Source organism: Spirosoma oryzicola, from assembly GCF_021233055.1.
In the GTDB taxonomy this organism is placed as follows: Bacteria; Bacteroidota; Bacteroidia; order Cytophagales; family Spirosomataceae; genus Spirosoma; species Spirosoma oryzicola.
Window position 1 is genome coordinate 1,146,597 of record NZ_CP089538.1, and the last position, 17,304, is coordinate 1,163,900.

At 50.7% G+C, this 17,304-nt stretch carries 9 protein-coding genes; 6 read left to right on the forward strand and 3 right to left on the reverse strand.

Annotated elements, in window-relative coordinates:
* Positions 1-67 precede the first annotated feature (67 nt).
* From LQ777_RS04595 to LQ777_RS04620, 6 genes are all read left to right on the forward strand, one after another.
* The gene (locus LQ777_RS04595) at positions 68-1,129 is read left to right on the forward strand and encodes a hypothetical protein (protein ID WP_232561346.1); all 1,062 of its coding nucleotides are present in this window, start codon (positions 68-70) and stop codon (positions 1,127-1,129) included.
* Positions 1,130-1,257: 128 nt separating this feature from the next.
* The gene (locus tag LQ777_RS04600) at positions 1,258-1,950 is read left to right on the forward strand and encodes a 3-keto-disaccharide hydrolase (RefSeq protein ID WP_232561347.1); all 693 of its coding nucleotides are present in this window, start codon (positions 1,258-1,260) and stop codon (positions 1,948-1,950) included.
* Between the two features lie 562 nt (positions 1,951-2,512).
* Positions 2,513-4,081, forward strand: coding sequence for an aryl-sulfate sulfotransferase (locus tag LQ777_RS04605; protein WP_232561348.1), 1,569 nt, complete (start codon positions 2,513-2,515; stop codon positions 4,079-4,081).
* Between the two features lie 451 nt (positions 4,082-4,532).
* On the forward strand, positions 4,533-7,676 hold the full coding sequence (locus tag LQ777_RS04610; protein WP_232561349.1) for a SusC/RagA family TonB-linked outer membrane protein: 3,144 nt from the start codon (positions 4,533-4,535) through the stop codon (positions 7,674-7,676).
* Positions 7,677-7,756: 80 nt separating this feature from the next.
* Positions 7,757-9,220, forward strand: coding sequence for a SusD/RagB family nutrient-binding outer membrane lipoprotein (locus LQ777_RS04615; RefSeq protein WP_232561350.1), 1,464 nt, complete (start codon positions 7,757-7,759; stop codon positions 9,218-9,220).
* 93 nt (positions 9,221-9,313) lie between these two features.
* Positions 9,314-10,585, forward strand: coding sequence for a dipeptidase (locus LQ777_RS04620; RefSeq protein WP_232561351.1), 1,272 nt, complete (start codon positions 9,314-9,316; stop codon positions 10,583-10,585).
* An 83-nt stretch (positions 10,586-10,668) separates the two neighbouring features.
* On the opposite strand, the gene LQ777_RS04625 is transcribed toward LQ777_RS04620, so the two are convergent.
* From LQ777_RS04625 to LQ777_RS04635, 3 genes are read right to left on the reverse strand one after another with little or no spacing between them, the layout of a single operon-like run.
* The gene (locus tag LQ777_RS04625) at positions 10,669-12,117 is read right to left on the reverse strand and encodes a sulfatase family protein (RefSeq protein WP_232561352.1); all 1,449 of its coding nucleotides are present in this window, start codon (positions 12,115-12,117) and stop codon (positions 10,669-10,671) included.
* A 43-nt stretch (positions 12,118-12,160) separates the two neighbouring features.
* Positions 12,161-13,756, reverse strand: coding sequence for a RagB/SusD family nutrient uptake outer membrane protein (locus LQ777_RS04630; protein ID WP_232561353.1), 1,596 nt, complete (start codon positions 13,754-13,756; stop codon positions 12,161-12,163).
* 30 nt (positions 13,757-13,786) lie between these two features.
* Positions 13,787-16,924: a SusC/RagA family TonB-linked outer membrane protein gene (locus tag LQ777_RS04635; RefSeq protein ID WP_232561354.1), complete on the reverse strand. Its 3,138-nt coding sequence runs from the start codon at positions 16,922-16,924 to the stop codon at positions 13,787-13,789.
* Positions 16,925-17,304 lie beyond the last annotated feature (380 nt).

Consider the following 17,304-nt stretch of genomic DNA (forward strand, 5'->3'; position numbering starts at 1 on the left):
TGTAAATCCTGTCAAAAAACCTTTTCGTCTGCCAGTGGTTTTCCATATACCTAAAGTATTCACGATTATGGAAAGCAACGCAAATCTTACCGATGGAGCCAGACAGGCTGATATAGTTTCGAGCGAACATGCGGAAACGATGTTCAGTGCCGACCAGGCCGAAACAAACATGGTAAAGTTGGTGGATGGCAAATTAGTCTCGACCGGCGATACCGATGATGATGTCTCTGACGATATGCCACGTATTCGCCTGGGAAGTGACGAAGAACGGGCGTTGACTGGCGACGATGAAAAGAAATACGAAAATTCAGATGCCGCCCTTCGGGTAGGCACCATGTTTGATCCGTCAGTGATGCCCAATGATCCAATAGCCGTTGGCGATATCACGGGTAATCCGGATGCCGGAGCGACGGTTAATACGGGATTACCTTCGGAAGGCGAATCGAATGATCGTACCGAGAAAGATTCGGATGCTACACCAACGAGTTCATTTGGCGCATGGGCGTTTCCGGCAGGCGTGGGATCGACAACAATTCAGGCGATGATTCCAACGACTCCGCCTTCACCCGATCCAACGCAACCCGTGCCGGGCATTCCCGAGACGCCACCCGCACCGCCCGTGCCAGGACCTGAAATTCCGGATCTGCCGGGAACGCCAAAACCAGCGCAACCAGAGATTGAGGAACCGAGTCAGCCCGACCGGTCGCACGAAATCAATGCTGGTACAACGGCGCAGCATAGCGTATCGACGACCAACTTTTTGACGTACACCGCCGAAGCATCGGGCCTGATCGATCAGTCTGACGTAAAGTCGGGTGAAGCGGTTCAGGGAACACAGTACCAGGGATTAGCAGCCGGTCCCGATGACGAAGGCATGGAGGAAAACCCTGACACAGGCGACTCTGCTCACGCTTATGATGTAAATGCTAAAGATGCTGATACCTATCAGCCAGGCGAACGGCCCGAAGAGAAAAAAGAATCGGAGAAATTGCCCCGCGAACTGGCTGATGAGAGCAGCGTTATGGCTCAGGATGCCATCTCTGGCCCGGACCGTTCTGACCAAAAATCAACGGATGGGTTGGATCGGAAATACAACGACCCAGAAGCGGCCCGCGATATGGCGAGCTAAACAGAAGGAATTTATCCAATGCGGGAGGGAATCTACGCTCAAAGGATGCCATCATGGTATCTCTGAGGCATAGGTTTTCTCCCGCGTTACTTTTTTCCTACTTTTAACGGCTAAATCGTTTTAAGCCCATGAAAAAGTTACTGATACCCTGTCTGTTGCTGAGTGCACTAGCTCTGGCAACTCCCCCCGGAAAAAAATCAAAGTGGACGTCGCTTTTTGACGGTAAAGAAATCAAAGGATGGCATAGCTATCACAAAGATGGCGTCGTTGGCTGGAACGTCGAAAATGGTACATTAACGCCTGATGGTACGGGCGGGGACCTTGTAACAGACAAAGAATACGAGAATTTCGAACTCGAATTTGAGTTTAAAATACCGAAGGGTAGTAATAGCGGTGTTGTGTACAAAATCATCGATAGTCCCGATATTAAATCAACGTATATGTCTGGTCCCGAATACCAGGTGATTGATGACAAAGGGTACGTGGATGGTGAGGGCAAACCGTACAAATTAAAAGATACTCAAATGACGGGCGCTAACTACGATATGATTCCTCCTTCGGACATGGCGGCTACAAAGGCTCCCGGCGAATGGAATAAAGGCCGGATTGTTGTCAACAACAACCACGTTGAGCACTACCTGAACGGCAAAAAAGTTGTTGATTATGAATACGGCTCCGACAACTGGAAGCAACTGGTTGCGAAAAGCAAATTTGCTAACTGGCCGTATGCTACGGCGCACGCGAAAGGTAAGATCGCCTTACAAAACCACAGTCCCAAAGAGCAGGTCTGGTACCGGAATATCCAGATTCGGGAATTGTAAGAGCTGCCTTTCAGTTGCGTTGAGATAGTAAAAGGTCACTCAGCCGTCATTCTAAAGCAAAAGCCCTGTACCGAGATACAGGGCTTTTGCTTTTACCTGTATTGGGTTTGGTCTACAGTCTGTACGTTTTTCTGAAAACGGATTTATATTTTATGAATCAGCTACTAGTAAGCAGTACTGAAAAATGCTTATCAACGTCAAGATTTCGTTGGGGTATTATAACTCAGTGAAGCAACTCTACTGATTGTCTATTACTAAGAACGCCGGGAAGTCATCTTGTAAAAGTGATAGTTGGCGCTACACATCTGTAAATCATACGTTTAAAGATAAGTGCGTAATAGCAATAAGAAAGTACGGAGTCAGTTCAACAGACTGCTTATCCATACCCGTGACAAAGGCATTTTATATAGGTAATCATAGGTATATAAATACTTAAAGTAGTAATTTTTTACGTTTTGTATCATATGTATATGATAAGTATAGGATAGGATAATAGAATTTTAACAAACCAATAATACTAGTATCATTGCAAACTTATTGGTAAGTGTGAATTTATTAATCTATGAAAAATTTAATTCTCCTCTTTCTCTTAACTGTTGCTTTTAGTGGTTGTAAGCATGCTATTGATAACCCACCTGTTCCCGTTGCTGCTCGGGAGTTCACGATTGCTTCTGATTCAGTCCAATTAAACCCATACGGTTATACACCATTGTCAGCTAGGATCAACTTCTCCGCTCCAATAGCCGGTAGATCGTTTATTCGGGTTAGAGGCAAGCATGGCAAGCTCACTAATGTCGAGCATACGTTCAACGACAAGGGAACTACGCATTCTATACCCGTGATCGGCTTGTACGCCAATTATACAAACACAGTTGACGTACGTGTACTGAGTGATGGTGGTGATACACTGGCTAAAAGTACGCTTACGATCCAGACGGGCGATTTGCCTCCCAACATGCCGCAATCTATCACGGCGGCTCCGTTTGACGAAAATAAGGTGGCTCCAGGGCTTATTCTGGTCAGTAACTTTAGTACATACGGAACGGGTGCGCCTTCGACTCCCTACTTTATGGATGCGTACGGCGACATACGATGGGTGTTGGATTACCGCAGTCACGATCAGCTAAAAACATTAAGTTTTGACAACGGCATTGAGCGGTTACGCAATGGTAACTTCTTTTTTGGCGATATAAATACATCCAGAATTTACGAAGTCGATCTGCTAGGTAAAGTAATAGATAGCTGGAACTTATCAGGCTATGTATTTCACCACAACGTCATCGAAAAGCCGAACGGCAACTTCCTTCTGACCGCCAGTAAGCCAGGTAGTATGGGCCTTAACGGGGTAGCAATGGTCGAAGATTACGTTATTGAAATTGACCGAACGGAGGGCGGTCTTGTCAACGAGTGGGATTTAAAACAATCGCTCGATGAACGACGGACGATCTTAGCCCAAAGCCCGCTGGTTAATGCGGATGATTGGTTTCATGGTAATTCTGTAGCCTACGATTCAACCGACAACACCATCATTGTATCGGGTCGTCACCAGGGCGTGGTCAAACTGGATTACGAGAATCGGGTGAAGTGGATTTTGGGCGCCCACAGAGGTTGGACCGTAAACCGACGTGGTGAAGATCTGAGAAAATTTCTGCTGAGCCCTGTTGACGCAAGTGGTGTTATCATTGCCGATACCGCCGTAAGCGACGGATCAAAAATAACGTCTGACTTCGAATGGAACTGGTATCAGCATAGTACTATATTCCTGCCCAACGGCGATATCATGGTATTTGACAACGGCGAGATACGAGAGTATAACCCTACGGCCAGCAAGTATAGTCGTGCTGTCGCCTACAAAATTGACCCTGTCAAGATGACTGTGCAGCAAACCTGGGCTTACGGTAAGGAAAGAGGAGTCGAAACGTATTCGCAAGTGGTTAGTGGCGTGCAGTTTTTGGCGTCGTCAAATCATATTCTGTTCACCCCCGGTTTTCAGGTCCCAAATACTACGGGTGAAGGAGGCAAAGTAGTCGAAGTGGAACTAGCGAATAAAACGGTTGTGTCCGAGATCAGTATTTCGTCAGCGAACAAGATGGGCTTTCACCGAGCTCGGAAAATGAGTGCTTATCCTTAATTGAATGGAGTAATTTCAGCAGACATAGGCTACTGATCTACTTCATCGATTGGTTATAGCACTGTCATAATTACAAGGTCTTAGGCTATCTGTTTAAAGAGCGCTTAAGACCTTTTTTATTTTCCAGGCACACAGGTTGTTGGACGGTGTTAAGTGCTCCACAAACAATACGGGTCTTGGTCGTAGCTATAGTCGGTAATGGTAATTTACTTATAAGTAAGATACTGAGTTTTATAAATTATATCATTAATTATTTTAAACTTTCCTATAAAAACAGAATATAATTTTACCTATAAAAGCTTTTATATTAGATTAGCTTCGAATCTATTTTAACGCCAATACAATTGAACTGTTTACGGAACGTGACTTTGCCGATGCGCAGAAACCAGCCGTGTAGTGCCTACTTGTGAGCGTTTTAGCCACTTCTAACCTATCTAACTCTTTAGTAACAATGAGAGAATTTTTTACGCGATGCTGTCTGGTCGCCTGTTTGCTACTTAGTGTAGCGGGCTATGCGCAGGACAAAATGTTGAAAGGACGGGTACTGTCCAAGGCGGATGGGACTGGTTTGCCGGGCGCAAACGTACTAATAAAAGGTACCGACCGGGGTAGCACAACGAATGCCGATGGTGAATTTACAATGAATGCGTCTGCCGATGCGATTCTGGTCGTCTCGTACATTGGTTATAAGCCAACGGAAGTAGCAGTTGGCTCGAAATCATCGGTTGACATCACGCTGGAAGAAGACGCGTCAAACCTGAACGAAGTGGTCGTTACCGCATTGGGCATTACGCGGGAAAAGAAAGCCTTGGGTTATTCTGTACAAGAAGTAGGTGGCAAACAGTTGACACAGGCACGGGCTACGAACTTTGTCAATGCACTGTCGGGTAAGATTGCCGGCGTGCAGGTTACGGGATCGAATGGAGCACCGGGCTCCTCATCACGCGTTCTGATCCGTGGTGCAAGCTCGATCGGTAGCAACAACCAGCCGCTTTTTGTGGTGGACGGTGTACCCATTGACAACAGCAACATCGGTTCGGGAACGGGTGTTGACTACGGGAATGCGGCCGCGTCGATCAACCCCGACGATATTGATAATGTGAGCGTACTGAAAGGACCGAGCGCAGCTGCGCTTTACGGGTCTCGCGGGGCCAACGGTGTTATTCTGATCACCACCAAAAGCGGACGAGGCAGCAAAGGCATCGGGGTTTCGGTCAACACCAATACGGCGTTTGACAGCCCATTCCGGCAACCCGAATGGCAGAACGAATACGGTCAGGGAAATAAAGGACTCTTTTCATTCGTCGATGGAACCGGTAAAGGCGTCAACGATGGTGTGGATGAAAGCTGGGGTCCCAAACTGGACGGTCGCCTGCTGCCACAGTTCGATTCGCCTATTGCCGCCGACGGTACCCGCACGCCAACCCCCTGGGTGGCTCATCCCGACAACGTAAACCAGTTTTTCCGGACGGGACGCACCCTGACCAATAATATTTCGGTGATGGGCGCGAACGAGAAAGGTGATTTCCGCGTGTCGTTCACCGATCTGAACCAATCGGGTATTCTGCCTAACACTGATTACAAAAGACGCACGGTTTCGATCAATGCCGGTTGGAATCTGACGCCAAAGCTGAGCATTCGGGCAACGGGTAATTACGTGCGTGACGGAAGCGATAACCGCACCAACTGGGGATTGTACTTTATCTGGTTCGGTCGTCAGGTAGATATGGAGAAACTGCAAAACTACCAGGCTCCAAATAGCATCTATCAATACAACTGGAACTACAACTACTGGGCTAATCCGTATTATTTCCTCAACCTGAGCACCCGCGCCAACGACAAAGACCGGCTCTACGGCAATATGTCAGCTACGTACAAATTTACACCCTGGCTGACGCTGACCGCCCGCACTGGTACGGACGTGTACGAAGATCGACGTAAGACGAAAAATGCGGCTCGCATCGACAACCTCAATGGTGCCAAGCAGTTCGACAGTTACAACGAAGAACAGATTTTCCTTCGCGAATCGAACTCGGACTTCCTGCTGAATGCGACGCACAAATTTGGTGAGTTCGACGTAACGGCTAACATCGGCGGTAACCACCGCTACAACTACGCGCAACGCAATTACATGGGCGCTACGGAACTTGCTATCCCGCGCGTGTGGAACCTGGGTAACTCCCGGCAGGCTAAAGTTGCGGAAAACTCCTACACCGAAAAGACCGTCAACAGCCTTTATGCTTCGGCTAACATCGGTTTCCGTAATTACCTGTTCGTCGATCTGACCGCCCGCAATGACTGGTCGAGCGCTCTGCCTGCCAGCAATCGGTCGTACTTCTACCCGTCGGCGGCTGTAAGTGCGATCTTAACAGACATCTTTAATGTAAGCTCACCGGTGCTGTCCTTCGCCAAAGTTCGGGCGGGTGTTGCGCGGGTTGGTAACGATACCGATCCGTACCGCCTGATTCAGTCGTATCGGTACGAAAATCCCTGGGGATCAACGCCTTCGCTGTCAGAGAACAACGCGATGCTGAATGCTACGCTGAAACCGGAGCTGACGAACTCATACGAAATTGGTGCTGAAGTAAAACTCTGGAACAACCGCGTTGGGCTGGACGTGACCTACTACGACAAGGTATCGTTCAACCAGATTCTGGACGTAAACGTATCACAGGCATCGGGCTTTAACTCGAAGTTGTTGAACGCCGGGAAATTGCAGAACCGGGGCGTTGAGGTTCAACTGAGCGCAACACCAGTTAAAGCGGGCGCTTTCCAATGGGACGTTATGCTAAACTGGGCGCAGAACCGCAACAAAGTGCTTGAACTGGCCGAGGGTCTGACGACTTACCAGTTAAATACGTCGTACAACCCATTGACGCAGGTTACGTCAACCAACTCGTTCCGGGGCATGTCGGTCGAAGCGCGGGTTGGTCAGCCATACGGTACGTTCTTCGGGCAAGGGTTCCTGCGTGATCCGTCGGGCAACATCATCTACGACAAAAGCGGTTATCCGCAGCTGGACCCAACGCGTCGGATTCTGGGCAACTTCACCCCAAAATGGATCGGTGGTTTGCAGAATACATTCAGCTACAAGCGGCTTTCGCTGAGCACGCTTATCGACATGCGGCACGGTGGCGACATCTTCTCGCAAACGGTCAATATCGGTCGCTACACGGGAGTGTTGAAAGAAACAACGATCGGTCGTGAGGATGGTATTGTCGGTCAGGGTGTAGTCAACACCGGAACCACCGACAACCCGGTTTACACGCCAAACACAACGCGGATCTCGTCGGAAGAATGGCATAAGAAATACTACTCACTGACAAACAACGAAGCAACTATTTTCGACGGAAGCTTTGTCAAACTGCGGGAAGTGAAACTGACGTACATGCTACCCGGTAAAGTGTTTAACCGACTGCCCTTCCGCGACATTGCCATTTCGGTAGTCGGTCGCAACCTGGCTTTGCTGCAAAGCAACGTTCCGCACATCGACCCCGAAACCAGCTACTACAACGATGGTAACCTGCAAGGAATCGAGAACGGTCAGATTCCAACTACCCGGACCGTCGGCTTCAACATCAATTTCAATCTGTAAACGAGTTTTGGGTTCGGCGTTCCATCCTCACTTTGGGTATTGAGAAGGCCGTACCCAAAACTGAAAATCATACTCGTTTCATGAAACGCATTTTTCATTCCTTACGATATAAAGCATTGCTGGCCGCTCTTATGTTGGGTACTGCGGCCTGCACCGGTGAGTTTGATACCATCAACACCAATCCCAACTCGCCCACGGTTGGCACTGCCGACCTGTTTTTGCCACACGGTATTCAGAGCGCGGTCGATGCCTACTGGGGTGGTTCGCTGGGTATGGATGTGGGTGATCTTATTTCGCAGTACTGGGCCCGTATTCAATACACTGACGCTGACCAGTACACCATCACCAATGATGTGTACGGAACCGCGTCGTGGCAGGTTTTCTTTATCGAATCACAGGCCGATTTTCAACGGATTTATAAACTCGGCGTTGATGGGAATAACCCGAATTATCAGGCCGTGGCGATCATCATGCGGTCCTGGGTGTTTTCGGTGCTGACGGATATCTACGGCGATATTCCGTACAAAGACGCGATCAAAGGGCTGGAAGGAACATTACAGCCTAAATACGATGCGCAAAAAGATGTTTATGCAGGGTTGGTGGCCGAGTTGAAAGTAGCCAATGATATGATCGTGCTCAATGACAATAGCAAAGCCATTGCGGGCGATATTCTGCTCAATAACAACCTGACGCGCTGGAAGAAATTCGCCAATACCCTGAGCCTGCGTCTGCTCAACCGGATGATCAACAAAGCCGATGCGCCCATTGATGTAAAATCGGAAATCAACCGGATTCTGGGCGACCCAACCAAATACCCGGTCTTGACGTCCAACGCCGATAACGTGCAGCTGAACTACCTCGACGCGACAAATAACAACAACCCGATCAACCAGAATCGGAAAACGCGCGACGATCACCGGGTTAGTGCCACGCTGGTGAACAAGCTCAAGGCGTTAAGCGATGCGCGGTTAGCCGTGTATGCTAACGCTCCTGCCGACGGTGGCGACTACAAAGGTGTGCCAAACGGCTTGTCCAACGCAGACGCTAACGCGCTAGGCTTATCGAAAACCTCGAAGGTGGGTAACTTTTTCGTATCGCCAACCGCGCCGGGGGTTATTGTGAGCTACGCCGATCTGCTGTTTACCAAAGCTGAACTAGCTTACAAAGGAATCACAGCCGCTGGCGACGTCGCAACGAACTACACCAATGGTATCACGGCTTCGCACAGCCAGTACGGGCTTACGGTTGCCCCTGCTTACCTGACCGCCAACGCGTTGAAATCGGGCGCGGATGGGTACACGCAGATTATGGAGCAGAAGTGGATCGCCTTGTACGGACAGGGGCTGGAAGCCTGGACCGAGTTCCGTCGGACGGGCCTGCCAGCTTTGCAACCTGCGGTGATCAACACCAACGGCGGAATCATCCCGACCCGTTTGCCGTATCCCGGCTCTGAAGAATCGTTGAACGCGACAAATTTCAACGAAGCGCTCACTCGCCAGGGTGGAAAGAACGATATGAAACTCAAACTCTGGTTCGCCAAATAATACCGTAACGTGGACATCCTGTCCGCCTAGTCGGGGGCTGACAAAATAACGTCTCTAACCAGGCGGATAGGATTTCTGCGTTACCCTTCCTCTATGAAAAACCGTATTGCTACTCCCTTGCTGGCTTGCCTGGCTGTTACCGTCTTTTCTGCGTCGGCGCAGGACGACAAGGCGCTGATTAAAAAAGCGCATAAGATTCACGAAAAAGCGTTTACCGTCGATACCCACGCTGATACGCCTATGCTGCTGTCGCGCGGTGGCTTCGACGTAACCAAAGACAACGATCCCCGCACGACCAATAGTAAGATCGATTATCCTCGGATGAGACGCGGTGGATTAGATGCGATCTTCTGGGCGGTGTATCTGGGACAGGGGCCACGCACCCCCGAAGGACACGAAACGGCGAAAAATAAAGCATTGGCTATTTTCGACGCTGTTAACACGACGCTGAAAAATACAGCTTCGGAAGCCGCTTTGGCGACAACGCCAGAAGAAGCGTTTCAGATCGGAAAAACGGGGAAGCGGGTCATTTTCATCGGTGTCGAAAACGGTTACCCGATGGGGCATGACATTACGATGCTCAAACAGTTTTACGACAAAGGTGCCCGCTATATGACGCTTTGCCATTCGAGCAACAACGATATCTGCGACTCATCGACCGACCCGAAAGGAGCCGAATATCAGGGCTTGAGTCCACTAGGAGAGCAGGTCGTGGCGGAAATGAACCGACTGGGTATGATGATCGACGTGTCGCACGTGTCGGATTCGACGTTCTACGATGTGGTTCGTTTATCGAAAGTGCCCATCATTGCGTCGCATTCGGGAGCGAAAGCGATCTGCGATCATCCGCGTAACCTAACGGACGATATGCTCAAAGCGCTGGCCAAAAACGGCGGTGTCGTGCAGCTAAATCTGTTGAGCGATTACGTGAAAACGATTCCGGCCAGCCCAGAGCGTGAAGCTGCGCAGAAAGCCATGATGGACAAATGGGGCGTCAAGGACCGTCGGGCAATGATGGCGGCCATGAGCAAGTTGTCGGAAGACGATCAGAAGAAGCTGCGCGAGGAATTTATGGATATCAACAAGAAATATCCGGTACAACTGGCGACGGTGAAAGATGCTGTGGATCACATCGACCATATCGTCAAACTAATCGGTATCGATCACGTAGGCATGGGTGCTGACTTCGACGGGGGCGGTGCATTGGCCGACTGCTTCGACGTGAGCCAGTACGAAAATTTCACGGTTGAATTTGTCCGCCGGGGGTATTCGAAGAAAGACATCGAAAAAATCTGGAGCGGTAATTTCTTCCGGGTGATGAAAGCGGTTGACAAAGGCAAATCCATGGAAGTTGCCAGCAAGTAATTCTAATTACAGTTTCCCCAAAAGCAGTGGGGGCAGGTTCTCAAACCTGCCCCCACTGCTTTTGGGGAATTACGCTTTTATGATCAATTAGTTACTTGCCCCGGCTCGCGTACGTTGGCACCTGTTCGCTGCTGAATGTCATCGCCCAGATCGGTGCGGGCTTCTTCGGCGATTTTTTCCAGCTTGGCGACGATTTCAGGATGCTGTTCCAGCACATCATAGCGCTCGCTCGGGTCGCGTCGAAGATCATACAGTGCCTTTGGAAATTCGTGCGTTTCGGTACTCGGACCCGGCTTGCCATTTTGTCCCGGCAGGAATCCTTCGTACGTACGGCCCGGATGCCCAAACACCAGTTTCCAGTCGCCCTGCCGAACGGCTTCCAGACTGTTCTTGCGGTAGTAATAATAAAAATGGTCGCGGGGTGTTACCGTTTCGTCACCTTTCAGCAGCGCCAGCCAATCGACACCGTCAATCCGTTGTTTGGGTAAGCGGGCACCGCAGATTTTGGCGACTGTCGGCAGGATGTCCATTGTCGTCAGCAGTTTGTTACTGACGCGACCCGCAGGCACCACGCCCGGCCAGCGCACCAGACATGGCACGCGGTGACCGCCTTCGAACGACGTGCCTTTGCCTTCGCGGAAACCACCCGCCGAACCCGCGTGGTCACCGTAGTTCAGCCAGGGGCCGTTGTCACTGATGAAAATAACGAGCGTGTTTTTGTCCAAGCCCTGTTGTTTCAGCTCCCCCAAAATCTGTCCAATCGACCAGTCGAGTTCGGTCATTACATCGCCGAAAAGACCGCGCGCGGTTTTACCTTTAAACTTATCCGAAACCGCCAGCGGAACGTGCGGTAGGGGATGAGGAACGTACAGGAAAAACGGGTCTTTCTTGTGCTTCCGAATAAACGAAACGGCTTTCTCCGTCACGGTCGATGTGATGTGACTGGCATCGTCCAGATTCTTGATTTCCCCTTTCGGCTCATTCCCCTCGATCCAGTGCAGCGGAGGAAACTTGACTGTAGGATGCTGCGGCCACATATCGTGCGAGTACGGCACACCGTAGTATTCGTCAAAGCCTTGCTGTAGGGGCAAAAACGCCTGCTTATCGCCCAGATGCCATTTGCCAAAGATGCCAGTCGCGTAGCCTTTCTCTTTCAGTAAATCCGCCAGCGTTTCTTCATTTGGGTTCAAACCAATGGGTGAATTTGGTCCTAACGCACCTGAAATACCTAATCGGTTCGGGTAACAGCCCGTCATCAAAGCCGCCCGCGATGCGCTACAAACGGCCTGAGCCACCAAAAAATTGGTGAAGCGTGAACCGTCAGCAGCCAGACGATCCAGGTTCGGTGTCGTGTAGTCGAGCGCGCCCGTAACCGACAGATCGCCATAACCCATATCGTCCATGAAAAACAGTACGACGTTGGGCGTTGCCGGAGCCGGTTTTTCAACCCAGGCCGTAATCAGCAGGCCGGTACTAATCAGGGCAAACGTGCTTAGGAGCAGATGCGATAATCGTTGCGGTAATAGAGTCATAGAGGATGGTTTACTACTAAAAGTGGTTGTGGGCTGTTCGTTACTACCAGCCGGGGTTTTGGGTAAGCGTTGGTGTCAGATAGCGTTCCCGTTGCGGAATCGGCCAAAGGTAATGCCGCGACTTGTCAAATGTTCGGTTAATACCCACGACCTGCACCGTCGCTAAGTCGCCGGTAGCGGTTTTGTAGGTGATGCCGTAAACCGGTCCTGGCAATACGGTTTCGGCTAGTTTCCACCGGCGAATATCAAAGAGTCGCTGCCCTTCGAAAGCAAGCTCGACCGTCCGCTCCCGGCGAACAATAGTGCGCAACTCAGCCTGGCTAACCGTGCTGCTGATCGACGGTTGTTTGACATCGGTACGGCTATTGCGGACGGCATTGATGGCGGCAAAGACACTCGCGTCAATCTGGTTGAGTTCGATTTTTGCTTCGGCGTAGGTCAGCAGAATTTCGGCGTAGCGCAGCAGAATGATGTTTATGCCGTTGTTGGTTGGATTGGCGTAATCCTCCGCGTTGACGTACTTCTTGATGTTAAACCCCGTTGTCGAAGCGATGTAGGTGTTCCCCACGGCGTCGGCTGTTCCGCTATTCGGCTCTGGTCGGAAGGTAATACCGCTGGGGAGCGGATCGCCGGTCAGAAAAACGGAAAATTTAAGCCGGGGGTCGCGGTTGGCGTAGGGAGTGGCCGGATCGTAACCGCTGGTAGCGTCGGTGATCAGCTTACCCGCCGTTGTCTCGTACATATCGACCAGCGCCTTTGTCGGTACGTAGGTGCTTGTTGCACTTTTCTGACTGTAAGGCGCGAGCAGGTTAAAAACGATATCGGGGTACGTATCCTTGATAAACTGCCGGTCCAGGAGCACTTCTTTATTGTTTTCGGCTGCGTAGGTAAACAGCTTTTCGTACGAATCATTCAAGCCGTAAACGCCAAGCTTCATCACCTGATCGGCAGCTGTGGCCGCTTGCTGGTACCGACCCGCCAGCAAATTGGCCCGCGCCTGTAAACCGACAGCGGCACCTTTCGTGATTCGTCCTTTGTCGGCAGCCGTGTACGTTGTCGGCAATAGGGCAGCGGCCTCGCTTAGTTCTTTGTCTACAAAATCCCAGACCTGCGCAATCGGAGCGCGCGTTAATTTCAGACTTTCGTCCAGCGAGATAGGCGTAGTGATCAGCGGTACATCGCCAAACAAAGCGGCTAGTTTCAGGTACTGATACGCACGCAGCGCTCTGGCTTCGCCTTTAAACTGGCTGATCAACGTCGGGTTGGACGACGCAACCTTATCGACATTCTGCAAAAAGTAATTGCACGCCCGAACGCCCTTGTACGCCTTTACCCATTCGCCGTACACCTTTGAACTGGTTGCGTCGTACTGACCGAGTTCGATGTACGCCTGCACGTCGAAGGGTTGGTTCGTATGGGCAATATCCGTCAAGGCGTCCCAGCTGATGATGTTGGTGCTGTCGAGGTCCGTGTACAGCGAATTGACCGCCAGCCGGGCGTCGTTTTCGGTTTTCCAGAACAAATTCTCGGATAGTCGGTCGTTCGGAACGGTATCCAACAAATCCCGGTCGCAGGAGGAAAGTGTAAGGCCAATCGCAAGCGATAGGAGTAAGACTAAACTAGAGCGGATTGATTTCATGAAATTTCTGTAAGCCAAAAGGGGTGGCGGTTAGTATTGCAGATTGAGTCCCAGTGTATACAGCGCCGTTTGCGGATAATACACCGCCCGACCGGAGCCAACCTCCGGGTCCAGGTTCCACTCGTTCAGCTTCGAAATGGTAAACACGTTGGTTGCTGATACATAGGCCCGTATCCGGCTCAACCGGACTTTACTCGCCAGCGCAGCCGGTAACGAATACGCTAGCTGAACGTTTTTCAACCGGACGTACGAGGCATTGATAACCAGCCGGTCGGACGTGGCAACGTTCCGCAAATCGAATTTTCGCGGGAGCGGGAAACGCGCGTCGGTCCGTTCGGGTGTCCAGTAATTGTTGGTATAAATGGAATGCGTAAAGCCTTCCTGATTGCCCATTTCGGCCAAAGCCCCCGCCAGGCGTGTATCGACTTTAGCTGCACCCTGAAACAACAGATTCAACTCGAAATTTTTGAAGGAAAAGCTTGAATTCAAGCCGAACGTGTATTTGGGAAACGAGTTGCCGATTGTAGTCATATCGTTGGCATCGATCTTCCCGTCTCCGTTTCTGTCCACGTATTTCACGTCGCCCGGTTTGGTGTTGGCGGCATAGGTGGCTTTGTAGTTGTTGATTTCTTCCTGCGTCTGGAACAAACCGTCCGTCTGGTAACCCCACAACGCATTGATCGGCAGGCCAACGGCAATGATGTAGCGCGGGTCGATGTCTGAGCCGGTAATGTACGGTCCGGTCCCTTTCAGATCGACGACTTTGTTTGAATTGATGCTGAAATTAGCGCCCAGATTATACTGGAAACCGGACGAGCTTCTAGCGCCCCGGTAGTTGAGCGCAAACTCCCAACCCTTGTTCTCGACGGACCCCGCGTTCTGAGGTGGCGCGATCAGACCGACCGTCGCTGGAATGTCCAGATTCAGCAAAATATCGTTCGTGAGTTTGCGGTAATAATCAACCGTCAGGTTTAGGCGATTACGGAAGAAAGACGCGTCCAGACCCAAATCCAGTTGAGTTGTCGATTCCCAACCCAGGTTCGTATTAGCAAGTGATGTCTGGCGATAGCCTTGGGCCGCAGCACCGTTGAATGTGTAGCCGCTCGCCCGCAAGGAAGAGTAATAGCTGTACAGATCGACCGACTGATTACCCGTAATGCCCCACGATCCGCGTACTTTCAGGTCATTGACGGTCGTTTGCAAGCCCTGCCAGAAATTCTCTTTCGACAGCCGCCAGCCCGCCGAGAAGGACGGAAAGAAGCTGTACTGTTTATCACCCGTAAACTTGGACGACCCGTCGAAGCGACCGTTTACTTCAACCAGGTATTTGCCGTCATAATCGTAGTTGACCCGCCCGAAATATGATCGTAGTCCAAAAGCCGCGTCGTAACCCCCATTGCTTTTCGTACCGTCGTTCGTTCCCTGACTAATTGATTGAATATCGTTGTTGTAAAATCGTTCGCGATAAGCATTCAGAAACGTTTGCGTATTGCCGATCTGCGAATAACCGAGCAAGCCTTTGACGTTATGATTACGGATATGCCGGTCATACGTAAGCAAGCTGATCAACGTGTATTCTTTCAGCGTGTTGCGTACCTCGGTCAGTGTGTTGTTCGCTACGGTCTTGGTGATGTTGGTGTTTTTGTCCGTGTTGACGTATGCGTTGGCAAAGTTCTTTTCCTGCGTGAAATAACCCCGGCCCGCTACCTGCGTCGAGAAGGTCAGGCCATCCAGAATGTCCCACTCACCTTTGACGTAACCGACCAGAAAATCCGAGAACCGCTTCGAATCGCCCCCAATTTCGGCGTACATCAACGGGTTATTACCCTGCGTGCTCAGGCCATACGTACCATCGGCGTATTTCGGGACGGCCCACAGTGAACCGTGTAGGAAGCGGTCAATGGGATCGACGGTCGGCGCTTGCGAATAATTATAGCGGTAGTTCAGGTCAGTGCTGACGCGCAGACGCGGGGCAATGGTATAATCGGAATTCAAACGAATCTCGCCGATCTTGCTGGCGTAATGCGTGATGATACCCGCCTGATCCTGATAGCGCACACTCAGCCGGGTACGAAGCGTTTCCGTACCGCCCGCTACGGATATCGTGTGGTTCTGCTGAGGGGCCGCATGGAGCATGGTCTGAAACCAGGTGTTTGGTAGCGGGTATTTCTCCCTGTCGCTGGTACTGACGTAGGTTTGAATCGACTGTTCGGTAAAGCGGGCGGGCAATGGCGAACCGGCGTTTGTGTACGCGGCAACCTGCATCCGCATATAGTCTTCCAGCCCCATCATGTGTGGTACGTTGATCGATTTCTGAATGGCGTAATAGCCGTTGTAATCGACCTGAACCTTACCGCCTTTGGCCCGTTTGGTTGTGACCAGTACCACGCCGTTGGTCGCCCGTGATCCGTAAATAGCCGTCGAAGCGGCATCTTTCAGAATCGAAATCGACTCGACATCGTCGGGATTAATATCCGACAATCGCTGCTCAATACCATCGACAATCACCAGCGCGTCGTTCTTACTTAAATCATACTGACCATTGGCGTTACTGGCTCCAGCACCGGCGGTACCATTTATGTTAAACGTCGTTACGCCCCGAATGCGAATGGCCGTGTTCGAGCGACCGGGTGAACCGCCCTGGTCTAGCACCGTAACGCCGGGCAACTGCCCCTGCAAGGACTGCTGGATATTAGAAACGGGCCGTCGGGCAACTTCTGCTGCGCCAATCTGCGCCACTGAGTTGGTCAGGCTTTCCCGCTTTTGTGTGCCGTAGCCGACAACGACAACCTCGTCAAGCTGTTTGTTGTCCGTCGCCAGCGAAATGGCAATGACCGTTCGGTTGTTGACGGCTATTTCCTGCGTGGTAAAGCCGATGCCCGAAAAAACGAGAACCGCATTGGTGGGTACATCGAGCGTGAACTTTCCGTTGACATCGGTGGTGGTTCCTTTCGTCGTCCCTTTGACGACCACGTTGATACCCGGTAAGGTTTCACCCGATTGACTCTTGACCGTACCCGTAATAGGACCCGCTGTTGTCCCGGCTTGGGCGGTAGCTACGCTGTTGCGAGCGAAAACCACCGACTGTGACCAGCCCAACCTGGGGCCAATCAGCAGAAGCGTTACCAAAAGACTCACCTGAGAGCGTTTGCGTATAAGCTTTATCATAGAAATGAAAATTGATTCGGTCCGGTAATCGGACATTGCAGAGGATGAGTAGTTAATCGATTAAACAGAGTCGCCAGCTAAGAGCAAAAAGATAGGAAAACCCCAATTTGCTATGGTACTATAGTTAAAAGGTGGGCAAAGTTTAGTAGGTGGGATTAGTTTTCCAAGCAAAATGTAAAATTTTGACAATCAATCGATTGTCTACTAGTCTATCGGGAAATACCCTTATTCGGTAAGGAAGTGCACTAGAGCAATGAGGCAGAAGTTGTTAGCAGGTTACGCGCTGGTAAGAATTGACTGTTCTGCTGAACGATGGGTTGTATACGTATAAGCTCGTGGTGTCGGTTTTGAGAACCCGTATTGTCCGGAATCCGTAGAAC

Bases quoted from the DNA above. Each gene is read 5' to 3' on its own strand.
- LQ777_RS04635 (WP_232561354.1), bottom strand. From the start codon at position 16,924: ATGATAAAGCTTATACGCAAACGCTCTCAGGTGAGTCTTTTGGTAACG.
- LQ777_RS04605 (WP_232561348.1), top strand. From the start codon at position 2,513: ATGAAAAATTTAATTCTCCTCTTTCTCTTAACTGTTGCTTTTAGTGGT.
- LQ777_RS04620 (WP_232561351.1), top strand. From the start codon at position 9,314: ATGAAAAACCGTATTGCTACTCCCTTGCTGGCTTGCCTGGCTGTTACC.
- LQ777_RS04610 (WP_232561349.1), top strand. From the start codon at position 4,533: ATGAGAGAATTTTTTACGCGATGCTGTCTGGTCGCCTGTTTGCTACTT.
- LQ777_RS04595 (WP_232561346.1), top strand. From the start codon at position 68: ATGGAAAGCAACGCAAATCTTACCGATGGAGCCAGACAGGCTGATATA.
- LQ777_RS04615 (WP_232561350.1), top strand. From the start codon at position 7,757: ATGAAACGCATTTTTCATTCCTTACGATATAAAGCATTGCTGGCCGCT.
- LQ777_RS04630 (WP_232561353.1), bottom strand. From the start codon at position 13,756: ATGAAATCAATCCGCTCTAGTTTAGTCTTACTCCTATCGCTTGCGATT.
- LQ777_RS04625 (WP_232561352.1), bottom strand. From the start codon at position 12,117: ATGACTCTATTACCGCAACGATTATCGCATCTGCTCCTAAGCACGTTT.
- LQ777_RS04600 (WP_232561347.1), top strand. From the start codon at position 1,258: ATGAAAAAGTTACTGATACCCTGTCTGTTGCTGAGTGCACTAGCTCTG.